Here is a 12,154-nt window from a genome sequence, read left to right on the forward strand (position 1 = left end):
GAATGGCGCGACATGAGCTTGATCAAGATCGACGACATCGCCTTCGTCCGTTTCCAGGCGCCCGACCTCGCGCAGATGCGGCCGTTTCTCGAGGATTTCGGCCTGACGGTCGCCGAGTACGACGGACGTTTGTACGCCCGCGGCAGCGGCGAGAGCCCTTTCCTGCACGTGACGGAACTGGGAGCGCCGGGCTTCGCTGGCCTCGGCCTGCGGGCGGCCTCGCGCGCCGACCTGGATGCGCTGGCCGCGGCGGAAGGCGCGCAGGTCGAGCCCCTGGACGCGCCCGGCGGCGGCCATGTGGTCCGATTGACCGACCCGGATGGTCGGCTGGTCGAGGTGGTGGCCGGGCAGGCCGCGGCCCCGCCGCTCCCCCTCCCCGAGCGCGAGGCCTGGAACACCGCCGCCGCGCGTCGCCGTCTACGTCAGACCAAGCGGGTGACCGGCGGTCCGGCCCATGTCGTGCGCCTGGGGCACTGCGTCCTGAACGTCTCCGACTTTCGCGCCGTCGAGCGCTGGTACAAGGAGCGGTTCGGCTTCATCACCTCCGACGAAATCGCGCTGACGCCGGAGTTTTCGGTCGGGGCCTTCCTGCGCTGTGACCGCGGCGATGCGCCGACCGACCACCACACGCTGTTCCTGATCCAGGCGCCCTCGGGGCCTGGTTTCAACCACGCCGCCTTCGAGGTCGCTGACTTCGACGACCTGATGGCCGGCCACCAGACACTGAAGGACGCCGGCCGCCACGCGGAATGGGGCGTCGGCCGTCACATCCTGGGCAGCCAGATCTTCGACTACTGGCGCGACCCCTGGGGCCACACGCTGGAGCACTGGACCGACGGCGATCTGTTCACCGCCGCCGACGGCTCGAACGTCGCCAGCCTCACCGACCTGATGGGGGTCCAGTGGGGCCCGGCCGCGCCGCCCACCATGGGCTGAGCGGCGGATTTTACGGAGAACCTTGCATGAAGCTCGCGACCTTCCAGGCCGGCGACGCGCCGGAGCTCGGCGTCGTCATCGGCGATCGCATCATTCCGCTGAGCCGCGCGGCGCCGGGACTGCCGGCCGACATGATCGGCTTGATCGCGGCCTGGCCGCAGGTCGAGCGCGAAGTCCGCGCCATCGAGGCGGCGGCGGCGGGCGCCCTGCCCCAGGCCCAGGTGCGCCTGCTGGCGCCGATCCGGCGGCCGGGCAAGATCATGGCCATCGGCCTGAACTACGCCGACCACATCGCCGAGAGCAATCTGGGCACGCCCGAGCATCAGGTCTGGTTCTCCAAGGCCCCGACCGCGGCCAACGGCCCGTTCGACCCGATCGACGTGCCGAAGGTCTCCCAGGCGCTGGACTACGAGGCCGAGATGGTCGCTGTGATCGGGGCCGGCGGCCGCCATATCGGCAAGGCCGACGCGGCCAAAGCGGTGTTCGGCTACTGCGTGGGTAATGACGCCACCGAACGCGCCTGGCAGCACCGGACGCCACAATGGGTGATCGGCAAGTCCTTCGACACCCACGCCCCGTTCGGTCCCTGGATCACCACGGCCGACGAGGTCGCCGATCCGCATGCGCTCGGCATCCGCTGCCAGGTCAACGGCGAGACGCGGCAGAATTCCAACACCCAGCATCTGGTGTTCAACGTCTGGGACCAGATCGAGCATCTGTCGCAGGCCATGACCTTGGAGCCCGGCGACCTGATCTTCACCGGCACGCCGGGCGGGATCGGCGCGGCGATGAAGCCGATGCAGTTCCTAAAGGCCGGCGATGTGGTGCGCATCGAAATCGACGGCCTTGGCGCCATCGAAAATCCCTGCGAACCGGAGCCTGACCGTGGCTGACGGCTTCGACTGCGACGTCCTGGTCGTCGGCCTGGGCCCGGTAGGGGCGATGCTCGCCCTGCTGCTGGCCCGCGGCGGCGTCAGCGCCATCGCCCTGGATAAGGACACGGCGGTCTATCCCCTGCCCCGCGCCGCGCACTTCGATCACGAGATCATGCGCCTGTTCCAGCAGGTCGGGATCGCCGAGGAGGTCGCACGTAACGCCCGGGCCGCGCCGGCCTACGAGTTCCGGGCGGCGGACGGCCAGGTTCTGATGCGCATCGACCTGCCGCAACTGGCTCCCTGCGGCTGGGCGGCGGGCTACATGTTCCACCAGCCGGCGGTCGAGAACGCGCTGCGCGCGCGGCTGGAAGCCGATCCACGGGCGCAGGTACGCCTGGCCCATCGCTTTGTGGGCCTGGCGCAGGACGGCGACGGCGTGACGGCGACGGTCGCCGGCTCCGGCGGCGAGGCGCACATCCGCGCCCGTTATCTGGTCGGGTGCGACGGCGCCTCCAGCGCGGTGCGCGAGGCGATCAGCGGGGCGCTTGACGATTATCGCTTCGATGAGCCCTGGCTGGTGATCGACGCGGTCGTCGAGCCGGGCGCGCGGCTGCCGGACGTAAATCTGCAGATCTGCGATCCGGCGCGTCCGACCACCTGCGTGCTGATGGGCCCGGGCCGCCATCGCTGGGAATTCATGCTGCTGCCGGGCGAAACCGCCGAGCAGGTGCTGGACGACGGCTTCATCGCGCCGCTGATCGAGGCCTGGGATTGCGGGCCGGTGCGCATCGAGCGCAAGGCCGTCTATCGCTTCCACGGTCTGGTGGCCAAGGATTGGCGCGTGGGGCGGGTGCTGCTCGCCGGCGACTCCGCGCACCAGATGCCGCCGTTCGCCGGCCAGGGCATGTGCTCGGGTCTGCGCGACGCGGCGAACCTGGCCTGGAAGCTTCGGGTGGTGCTGCGCGGCGAGGCCGAGGAGGCTCTGCTCGACACCTATCAGGCCGAACGCGAACCGCACGTGCGGACCTATATCGAGCTCGCCATCGGCATGGGCCGGGTGGTCTGCACCCAGGACCCGGCTCTTGCGGCCCAGCGCGACGCCGGAATGCTGGCCCAGCGCGCGGCCGGCGTCGCCCCGCTCCCCCCGGCGGCGCCGGCCCCGCTGGCCAGCGCCGCGGTCCTGGTCGGTTCGTCGGGCGCCGGCGCGCTGTTCCCGCAACCGGTCTGTCCGCAGGCCGGCCGGCTGGACGACGCCATCGGCGAAGGGCCGTGGCTGATCGTGCGCGAGCCTTGCCCCCATGCGGCCGAATTCGCCATCGCGCTGTCGGATCCGCGTCTTGCCCCGTTCGCCCGCGATATCGACGGCTGGCTTGAGCGTCATGGGGCCTCGGCCGTACTTGTCAGGCCCGACCGCTATGTCTTCGGCGCCGGCGAGCCGGCCGAACTTTCAGCCGCGTATCGTCACGCGCTGCGCCTCGCCTAGGAGTTCTCATGTTACGTCTGCACCACTCGCCCATGGCCTGTTCGCTCGCCAGTCGTTTCGCCCTGGCCGAAGCCGGTCTCGCCCATGAGGTCGTGGTCGTCCGCACGGCCCGCGGCGAGAACCGCACCGAGGCCTATCTGCGGATCAATCCGCGCGGCAAGGTCCCCGCCCTGCAGACCGACGAGGGCGTGATCACCGAGTCGACGGCGATCTTGCCGTTCATCGCCGACCTGGCGCCGCAGGCCGGGCTGCTGCCGCCCGCGGGAACGTTCGCGCGTGCCCAAGCCCAGTCGTGGCTTTCGTTCCTGTCGAGCACGGTGCATGCGGCCTATACCGGCGCCCTGCGCGCGGAGGGCTTCGAGGGCTGTGACCCTGAGGCCGTCCGCGCCGTGCATGTGGCGCGGGTCGGCGTGGCCTTGCAGGAGATCGACGCCCATCTGGCCAAGCAGGACCATCTGCTGGACGCCTTCAGCCTCTGCGACCTCTATCTGCTGGTGTTCCTGTTGTGGCGCGGCGCGCCGGCGGTGGCCGGCAAACTGCCGCCGCTGCCGAACCTCGACGCCTTCCAGCAACGGATGCTGGCCCGCCCGGCGCTCGCCGTCATACTCGGCGAGGACATGAAGCTGATGGCGGAGGGCTAGGGCGGTGAGCGGCAAGCGGATCGAGCGGGCGCAGCAGACGCGGGCGGCGCTGGTCGCGGCCGGACGGAGGCTGTTCTGCGAGCACCCGGTGGACGCGGTGGCGATCGACGACATCGTCCAGGCGGCCGAGGTGTCGAAGGGCAGCTTCTACAATCACTTCCCTGACCGTGACGCCCTGGTCCGCGAGATCACCGCCGAGATCCGCGCCGAGGTCGAGCGGGCGGTCACCCGCGCCAACGCCGGCGTCGCCGATCCGGCCAAGCGCATGGCCCGGGCGGTCTGCGTCTACCTGCGCTACGCGGTCGACGATCCCGAGCGCGCCGGGGTCCTGGTGCGCATGCACAGCGGCCACACCTCGATTTCGACGCCGCTCAACAAGGGCCTCGTCGACGACATCGCCGACGGTTTGGCCCAGGGCCGCTTCGCGGTCGCGACAACGGAGTCGGGCGTCCTCTTCGTGCTTGGCATCGCCCAACTGGCGTTGATCCGCGTCACCCAGGAGCCGACCGCGCCGTTCGCCGTCAGCCTGGCCCAGCAGATGTGCACCTTGCTGCTGCGCGGCCTGGGCGTGCCGGGCGCCGAGCCCGAGGCGATCGCCGCGCAGGCCGCCGATGACATCGTTCGCCAGGGCGCGTTCCAGAACGCGTCGCCAGCCAAGGGAGCGGCCCATTGAGCCTTCGCCCCATCTCACCCTTTGAGGGCATGGACGTCCGCACGTTGGTGGACAACCAGGCGCGCTTGCAGGCTGGTCGCCCCTGGCTGAGCTGGGAGCCGCTCGACGGCGAGCCGGCGAGCTGGACCTATGACGCCTTCGCCAAGGTCCTGCGCCGGTTCGCAGCTGGGCTGCAGGCGCGCGGGGTGCAGCCCGGCCAGCGGGTGCTGGTCCACCTGGACAACTGCCCGGAGTCGGTGATCGCTTGGCTCGGCTGCGCCTATGCCGGGGCCGTGGCGGTGACCACCAACGCCAAGTCCAGCGCCGACGAGATCGCCTACTTCGCTCAGCACAGCGGCGCGGTCGGCGCGATCACGCAGCCGCGGTTCGCGGCCCTGGTCGCCGCGGCGGCGCCGGACCTGGCCTGGCGCGTGGTCACCCAGACCGACAACGGCGCACCGGCCGAGCCGGTCGCCGGCTTTGAACCCTTCGCGGCGATCGCCGCCGAGCCGGTCGCCGGCTTTGAACCCTTCGCGGCGATCGCCGCCGATCCGGGCGTGCTGGCTGAGCGGCCGCACGACCCCTGGGCCGACTTCGCCATCCAGTACACGTCCGGCACCACGGCGAGGCCGAAGGCCGTGCTCTGGACCCACGGCAATGCGCTGTGGGGCGCCAAGTCCTGCGCTCAGAACGAGGACCTGCGGCCAGACGACGTGAACCTGACGCATCTGCCGCTCTTTCACACCAACGCCCAGGCCTATTCGGTGCTGGCCTCGCTGTGGGCCGGCGCGCACGTGGTGTTGATGCCGAGGTTCTCGGCATCGCGCTTCTGGCCGGTGTCGTTGAAGCACGGCGCGACCTGGACCTCCGTGGTGCCGTTCTGCGTCAAGGCGCTGGCGGCCCAGCCGCTGCCCGCCGTGCACAACTATCGCTTCTGGGGCAACGCGATTTGCGAGCCGGCCTGGGACAAGCACTTCGGCGTCAAGACCATCGGCTGGTGGGGCATGACCGAGACCATCGCCCACGGCACGGTCGGCTCGGCCCGTCAGCCTGACGCGCCTATGTCGATGGGCCGCCCCGCCCCTGGCTACGACATCCACGTGCTCGATGACGACGGCCGGCCTGTCGCGCCAGGCGAGACCGGAGACCTGTTCGTTGGCGGCCAGCGGGGCCTGTCCTTGTTCAAGGAGTATGCCGGCGATCCGGCCGCCACGGCCGCTGCGTTTCGCGACGATGGGCTGTTCATCACCGGCGACCGGGTGCGTCTCGGGCTCGACGGGTTTCTCCATTTCGCCGACCGCTCCAAGGACATGCTGAAGGTCGGGGGTGAGAACGTCGCGGCCTCGGAGATCGAGCGCGTGATCGCCGGCGTGCCGGGCGTCGCCGAGGTCGCCGTCGTCGCCAAGCGCCATCCGATGCTCGACGAGGTCCCGGTCGCGTTCGTGATCCCTGCAGCCGGTGCTGAGGCCGAACTCGAGTCTCGGATCCTGGCGGCCTGCGCCCAGGCGCTGGCCAGCTTCAAGCAGCCGCATGAGATCCGGCTGGTGGAGAGCCTACCGAGATCGACCCTGGAGAAGGTCGCCAAGGCCGAGCTGCGCGCCTTGCTCGCCGACAGCTGACAGCTGACACGGCGACACCTCGCCTGGCGGGTTGACCTTGCGGCGTGCATGGGTCCAAGCCGCACGCAAAGCGACGGATCCGGAGCACTCCCGTGGACTTCTCGAAACTGCAGGCGACCAGCAAGATCACCGACCAGTGGTCCTATCCCCAGGCCCAGGCCAACCGCTCGGGCCTGCTGGCGGTGTCGCCGGGTCACAAGCTCTATTGGGAGGAGTACGGGAACCCGGAGGGCGAGCCGGTGATGTTCCTGCATGGCGGCCCAGGCGGCGCCTGCGCCCCGGTGATGTCGCGGTTCTTCGACCCCGACCGCTATCGGGTGATCCTGTTCGACCAGCGCGGCTGCGGGAAGAGCGAGCCGACCGTCGCCTCGGCCGGGCCGAAGATCGCGCTGGCCGACAACACGACCGATCACCTGGTCGACGACATCAACGCCCTGCGCGAGGCGCTGTCGATCACAGGCAAGATGCACGTCTTCGGCGGCAGCTGGGGCAGCACCCTGGCGATGGTCTACGCCATCCGGCACCCGCAGAACGTCGCTTCGCTGATCCTGCGCGGCATCTTCCTCGGCACGCGCGAGGACCTGCTCTACATGTACCAGGGCAACGCGGCGGTGTTCGAGCAGACGCCGTTCGAGCTCTCCGAACCGGGCTCGTATGTCACCTATCCCGACGAATGGAAGGCCTTCGTCGAGCTCATCGCGCCGGCCGATCGCGCCGACATGATGGGCGCCTACAAGGCGATCTTCGACATGACCCCGGCGAACGACGCCGAGCGCGAGCGCCAGCTGCAGGCGGCGGTGGCCTGGTCGGTGTGGGAGGGCACGATCTCGAACATGATCCCCGACAACGCCGACTCCGGGAAATTCGGCGAGGCGGACTTCGCCCTGTGCTTTGCGCAGATCGAGGCGCACTTCTTCGCCAACCAGCTGTTCCTGGAGCCCGACTACATCGTCCGCAACGCCAAGGCCCTGGCCGGCGTCCCGACCCACATCGTCCATGGCCGTTTCGATCAGGTCTGTCCCCTGCCCCAGGCTTCGCGCCTGGCCGCAACCCTGACCGAACTGGGCGCGCCGCCCGCGACCTTCGTGATGACCAACGCCGGCCACAGCGCCATGGAGCGCGAGACCGCCATGGCGCTGACTGCGATCATGGACGGCCTGCCGCGGCTCTAGCGGTCAGCCGCCCTCGATGATCGTGCGGATGCGGGTGGCCAGGCTCTCCATCGGGAACGGCTTGCTCAGCACGTGCATTCCAGGCTCCAGCCGCCCGTTCGAGATCGCCGCGTTCTCGGTGTAGCCGGTGATGAACATCACCTTCAGGTCCGGCCGGCGCAGACGGGCGGTGTCGGCCATCTGCTTGCCGTTCATCCCGCCCGGCAGGCCGACGTCGGTGATCAGCAGGTCGATGACGACATCCGATTCCAGCAGCTTCAGCCCGGTCGCCGCATCGGCCGCCTCGATGGCCTGGTAGCCGAGCTCGGCCAGGGTGTCGCTGACCAGCATGCGGATGGTCGGCTCGTCGTCGACGATCAGCACGGTCTCGCCGCGTCCGGCCGGAGGTTTGGGCGGGCGGTCGGCGGGTCGTTCTTCCAGCGCATCGCCCTGGTGGCGCGGCAGGTAGATGCGCACGGTCGTCCCCTCTCCCACCTCGGAATAGATGCGGATCTGGCCGCCTGACTGCTTGGCGAAGCCGTAGATCATCGACAGGCCCAGGCCGGTTCCCTTCCCGGCCGGCTTGGTGGTGAAGAACGGCTCGAACACCCGGGTCAGCAGCTCCGGACTGATGCCGCGCCCGGTGTCGCTGACGGCGACGGCGACGTACTGTCCGGGCGGCAGGTCGCGATCGGCGCCGGCCGCCTCGTCGATCAGGGCGTTGGCGGTCTCGACGATCAGCCGGCCGTCCTCGCCCATCGCGTCCCGGCCGTTGATGCACAGGTTGAGGATCGCGTTCTCAAGCTGGTTCGGGTCGCAGTTGCAGGGCCAGAGCTCGGCGCTGAGGTCGGTCTGCAGCACGATCCCCGGCCCGACCGTGCGGCGGACCAGCTCCTCCATGCCGGCGACCAGCTTGTTGGCGTCGACCGCCTTCGGCTGCAGCGTCTGGCGGCGCGAGAAGGCGAGCAGCCGATGGGTCAGGGCCGCGGCCCGCGAGGTCGCCCCCTGCGCGGCGGTGATGTAGCGCTCCAGTTCGTTGAGCCGGCCCTGGTCGAGCCGCCGGCGTATCAGGTCTAGGCTGCCGGTCACCCCGGTCAGCAGGTTGTTGAAGTCGTGGGCGAGACCGCCGGTCAGTTGGCCGACCGCTTCCATCTTCTGGGCCTGGAACAGCGCCTGACGCGAGCGCTCCAACTCCAGCTGGGCCTCACGCAGCTCGGTCATGTCGCGGGTGATCTTGGCGAAGCCGATCAGTTCGCCGTCGGCCAGCACCGGATCGATCACCACCATCGCCCAGAACCGGGTGCCGTCCTTGCGCAGCCGCCAGCCCTCTGCGGCGAAGCGGCCTTCCGACCTGGCGACCAGCAGGGCCTTCTCCGGCCCGCCTGCGTCGCGGTCCTCCGGCGTGTAGAAGCGCGCGAAATTGTCGCCGATGATCTCGGCGGCGCTGTAGCCCTTGATCCTCTCGGCCCCGGCGTTCCAGCTGACCACTCGGCCGTCGAGGTCGAGCATGTAGATCGCATAATCCACGACCGACTGGATCAGCCGCTCATAGATGCGCTCGTCCCTGGCCTGCGGCGCCTCGATGGAATGCTTCATACGTCCCCCACAACCCGACCGTCCTCAATGCGAACCATCACGCCGTAAGAAGGCTAATGACCGCCGCCGCATCGGGTTCCCCCACGTGAATCTAGGCGCCGCCGGCCCTCTGGCGCTAGCCTTCTCTTCAACAATGTCATGCATGGGAGGACGCCGTGGCTCAGCCGCCAAAGGCCTGCATCATCGGCGCCGGTTGTTCGGGGTTCACGACCGCCAAGCGCCTGAAGGATCACGGCATTCCCTATGACTGCTTCGAGCTGTCGGACGACGTCGGCGGCAACTGGTACTACCGCAACCCGAACGGGCTCTCGGCCTGCTACGAGAGCCTGCACATCGACACCTCGAAGTGGCGGCTGGCGTTCGAGGATTATCCGGTTCCGGCCGACTGGCCCGACTTCCCGCACCACGCTCAGCTCTTCCAGTACTTCAAGGACTACGTCGACCACTTCGGCCTGCGCCCGACCATCACCTTCAACACCGCGGTGGAGAAGGCGCGGCGCACGGACGATGGCCTTTGGGAGGTCAAGCTCTCGACCGGGGAGACCCGGCTCTACGACGTCCTGTTTGTCTGCAACGGCCACCACTGGAGCCCCCGCGTCCCCGACTATGACGGCGAGTTCAACGGCGCGGCGTTCCACAGCCACGCCTATCGCGACCCGTTCGATCCGGTCGACATGCGCGGCAAGAACATCGTCGTGGTCGGGATGGGCAACTCGGCGATGGACATCGCCTCCGAGCTCGCCCAGCGGCCGATCGCCAAGAACCTCTGGGTCTCGGCCCGACGCGGCGTCTGGGTGCTGCCCAAGTACATGAACGGGCGTCCGGCCGACAAATCGGCCATGCCCTCCTGGATGCCGCGCAAGCTCGGGCTGTCGCTGGCCCGCGCCGCCATCAAGAAGTCAATCGGCCGGATGGAGGACTACGGCCTGCCCAAGCCGGACCATGAGCCGCTGGAGGCGCACCCATCGGTGTCGGGCGAGTTCCTGACCCGCGCCGGCTGCGGCGACGTGAAGTTCAAGCCGGCGATCGAGCGGCTGGAGGGCGACCAGGTCCGGTTCGCCGACGGCAGCGTCGAGGACGTCGATGCGATCATCTTCGCCACCGGCTACGACATGCGCTTCCCGTTCTTCGACGATCCGGCGCTGGTTCCGGACGCCGACCATCGGCTGCCGCTGTTCAAGCGGATGATGAACCCGGCGGTCCCGAACCTCTTCTACATGGGCCTGGCCCAGCCGCTGCCGACCCTGGTCAATTTCGCCGAGCAGCAGGCCAAGCTGGCGGCGGCCTATCTGGCTGGCCGTTATCGGCCGCCGCCGCCGGCCGAGATGGCCGAAACCACCACCCGCGACGAGGAGGCGCATCTTGGCCAGTACTATCGGTCCAAGCGCCACACCATCCAGGTCGACTTCGGCGTCTATGTCGCCGACCTGCTGAAGGAGATCGACCGCGGCGAGGCGCGCGCGAAGGCCGCCGGCTACGCGCCGCCGATCGCAGCGCGGGCCGGCGTCTCGGCCTAGGCCGCGCAGTCGTCTCCCTTCATTCCGGTCATCCCGGCGAAGGCCGGGACCCAGGTCATAGGGTGCTGACGAGCTGTGAAATCACGCTCTGCGGCTGATGCATCTGGGTCCCGGCCTTCGCCGGGATGACCGGGGCGTTCTCTAGGCCGCCCGGGTCACGCCGAACCGGCGCAGGACGTTGTGGGTGATGGTCTCGACGAACGGATCCTGCGCCTTCAGCCCATGCGCCCACTCGGTCGTGCCGGTGTTGAACACCTCGCCCTCGCCGCGCTTGAAGCTGGCCAGCACCGCATGGCCGCGCAGCACCGCGGCCTGCGCCTCTGGGCTGGAGTCGCCGAACACGACGTTGGCGATGACGTCCAGCTTCTCGGGCGGGATGATCGGGTTGTAGCCGCGGCCGGCCTCCTCGCCGAACGCGCACGGCGCAATGCCGATGATCTCCAGGTTGGCCGGCACGCCGACGCTAGGGATCGCCTTGGGCAGGCCGTCCTGGCCGAACTCGAACTTGCAGCCGTCGCTCTCGTAGCCGATCAGCGGCAGGTCGCCGCCCAGGATATCGCCATAGAACAGGTCCGAGCCTTCCAGGGCCCAGTGCTTGTCGTCGTAGATCGTGAAGCCGCCCTGCCCGCGCGAGACGCACATGCCCAGGCGATGATAGCCGGCGAACACGAAGCTCAGACCGGTCAGCGCCGCCTCGGGCTGCTCGAAGGCGGCGTGGGACCACAGATGGGTGGCGTCCTTGGCCGGCACGTCCTCGGCCTCGAACCCGCGCCACTTGTGGCAGATCAGGGTCTTGCCGTCGTTCTCCCAGCGCACCTTCCAGAAGCAGGTGTTGCCCGACAGAATCCCGACCTTGCCGCCGGCGTCGACGAACCGTTCGACCTGCGCGCGCTGGCCGCCCGACCAGTACTCGCTGTGGCCGACGAAGAACGCCGAGGCGTAATCCTTCAGGAGGTTGGGCTCGGCCTCCAGGTCATAGTCGGTGAACACGTCGAAGGCGTAGCCCTCGCGCTCGGCCCAAGCCACGAACGCGTGCTCCCACTTGTTGAGGAAGCCGGCCGAGCCGTCATAGGGCGACACCCGATGAGCGGCCATCCAGGCCGGGTCGCTGGCCCAGGGCCGCTCCTTGAAGCCGCGCTTGCGGGTGTTGACCAGTCGCGGCGCGTCGGCCGGCGCGGCGGCGATCAGCGGCGCGAACGGGCGTTCGGTGGACAGCACGCCGATCGCCTGGTCCATCGCCTGGTCGAACGGGACCTGCCCCCTCATCAGCCCGGTGACGTTGGAATAGGCGTTGGCCCCGCCCCACCAGTTGTAGGCGTGATAGGTGTTGGTCGCGAGGACCAGCGCCGCGCGTGACCTGGGCGCGCCAAGCGGCGGCTTCACGCAGACGAAGTGGTGCGTCTCGGCGCCTGCCGCGTCGGTGAGCGTGATGTCGTAGTAGCCGGAGCGCCAGTCGGCCCCGACCTCGATCTCCAGCGTCGGCCGCCAGCCGCAGCCGTCACGGTCGACGTTCGCGGGCACGGGCTGCAGCTCGGTCGCCACCCCGTCCTGCGTCAGGACCACGTCCTCGGACCCGCCGATCCGGGTGATCTGCAGCCGGCTCGGCCCTTCGGCGCTGGCCATCAGGGTGAAGCGCTCGAGAGGGCGAACGCTCAGACGATCCGTGTAGCACCCCAGCATATGA

10 protein-coding genes are annotated in these 12,154 nt (G+C 69.3%); 8 read left to right on the plus strand and 2 right to left on the minus strand.

The genetic code is table 11. The annotated features are described in order from the left end of the window. Positions 1-12: 12 nt before the first annotated feature. The 7 genes from ACSQ2H_RS11325 to pip all read left to right on the plus strand — a co-directional run bounded on the left by ACSQ2H_RS11325 (position 13) and on the right by pip (position 7,378). A complete protein-coding gene (locus tag ACSQ2H_RS11325; RefSeq protein ID WP_436061492.1) occupies positions 13-936 on the plus strand; it encodes a VOC family protein in 924 nt (307 codons plus the stop codon). A 26-nt stretch (positions 937-962) separates the two neighbouring features. Beyond that, entirely contained in the window at positions 963-1,829 is an 867-nt protein-coding gene (locus ACSQ2H_RS11330; protein WP_436061493.1) for a fumarylacetoacetate hydrolase family protein, read from the plus strand. Next, positions 1,822-3,294: a bifunctional 3-(3-hydroxy-phenyl)propionate/3-hydroxycinnamic acid hydroxylase gene (gene mhpA / locus ACSQ2H_RS11335; RefSeq protein WP_436061494.1), complete on the plus strand. Its 1,473-nt coding sequence runs from the start codon at positions 1,822-1,824 to the stop codon at positions 3,292-3,294. The genes ACSQ2H_RS11330 and mhpA overlap by 8 nt, the downstream gene beginning before the upstream one ends. 8 nt (positions 3,295-3,302) lie before the next feature. Further along, positions 3,303-3,935 (plus strand): glutathione S-transferase family protein, encoded by a 633-nt coding sequence (locus ACSQ2H_RS11340; RefSeq protein WP_436061495.1) that lies wholly within the window; start codon positions 3,303-3,305, stop codon positions 3,933-3,935. 4 nt (positions 3,936-3,939) lie between these two features. Further along, positions 3,940-4,608: a TetR/AcrR family transcriptional regulator gene (locus tag ACSQ2H_RS11345; protein WP_436061496.1), complete on the plus strand. Its 669-nt coding sequence runs from the start codon at positions 3,940-3,942 to the stop codon at positions 4,606-4,608. Next, positions 4,605-6,206 carry an AMP-binding protein gene (locus ACSQ2H_RS11350; protein WP_436061497.1) on the plus strand — a complete coding sequence of 534 codons (1,602 nt, stop codon included), beginning with the start codon at positions 4,605-4,607 and terminating at the stop codon, positions 6,204-6,206. Before ACSQ2H_RS11345 ends, ACSQ2H_RS11350 begins: the two co-directional genes overlap by 4 nt. Before the next feature lie 92 nt (positions 6,207-6,298). Beyond that, positions 6,299-7,378: a prolyl aminopeptidase gene (pip, locus tag ACSQ2H_RS11355; protein ID WP_436061498.1), complete on the plus strand. Its 1,080-nt coding sequence runs from the start codon at positions 6,299-6,301 to the stop codon at positions 7,376-7,378. 3 nt (positions 7,379-7,381) lie between these two features. Here pip and ACSQ2H_RS11360 read toward each other — a convergent pair whose 3' ends face one another. After that, a complete protein-coding gene (locus ACSQ2H_RS11360) occupies positions 7,382-8,953 on the minus strand; it encodes an ATP-binding protein (RefSeq protein ID WP_436061499.1) in 1,572 nt (523 codons plus the stop codon). A gap of 155 nt (positions 8,954-9,108) precedes the next feature. Between ACSQ2H_RS11360 and ACSQ2H_RS11365 the strand changes: the two genes are divergently transcribed. Then, a complete protein-coding gene (locus ACSQ2H_RS11365) occupies positions 9,109-10,470 on the plus strand; it encodes a flavin-containing monooxygenase (protein WP_436061500.1) in 1,362 nt (453 codons plus the stop codon). Between the two features lie 141 nt (positions 10,471-10,611). On the opposite strand, the gene ACSQ2H_RS11370 is transcribed toward ACSQ2H_RS11365, so the two are convergent. Then, positions 10,612-12,150 (minus strand): N,N-dimethylformamidase beta subunit family domain-containing protein, encoded by a 1,539-nt coding sequence (locus tag ACSQ2H_RS11370; protein ID WP_436061501.1) that lies wholly within the window; start codon positions 12,148-12,150, stop codon positions 10,612-10,614. Between the last annotated feature and the right edge of the window lie 4 nt (positions 12,151-12,154).

This window comes from Phenylobacterium sp. LjRoot97 (genome assembly GCF_964254345.1).
Classification (GTDB): Bacteria; Pseudomonadota; Alphaproteobacteria; order Caulobacterales; family Caulobacteraceae; genus Phenylobacterium.

Bases quoted from the DNA above. Each gene is read 5' to 3' on its own strand.
- ACSQ2H_RS11360 (WP_436061499.1), bottom strand. From the start codon at position 8,953: ATGAAGCATTCCATCGAGGCGCCGCAGGCCAGGGACGAGCGCATCTAT.
- ACSQ2H_RS11370 (WP_436061501.1), bottom strand. From the start codon at position 12,150: ATGCTGGGGTGCTACACGGATCGTCTGAGCGTTCGCCCTCTCGAGCGC.
- ACSQ2H_RS11340 (WP_436061495.1), top strand. From the start codon at position 3,303: ATGTTACGTCTGCACCACTCGCCCATGGCCTGTTCGCTCGCCAGTCGT.
- ACSQ2H_RS11330 (WP_436061493.1), top strand. From the start codon at position 963: ATGAAGCTCGCGACCTTCCAGGCCGGCGACGCGCCGGAGCTCGGCGTC.
- ACSQ2H_RS11325 (WP_436061492.1), top strand. From the start codon at position 13: ATGAGCTTGATCAAGATCGACGACATCGCCTTCGTCCGTTTCCAGGCG.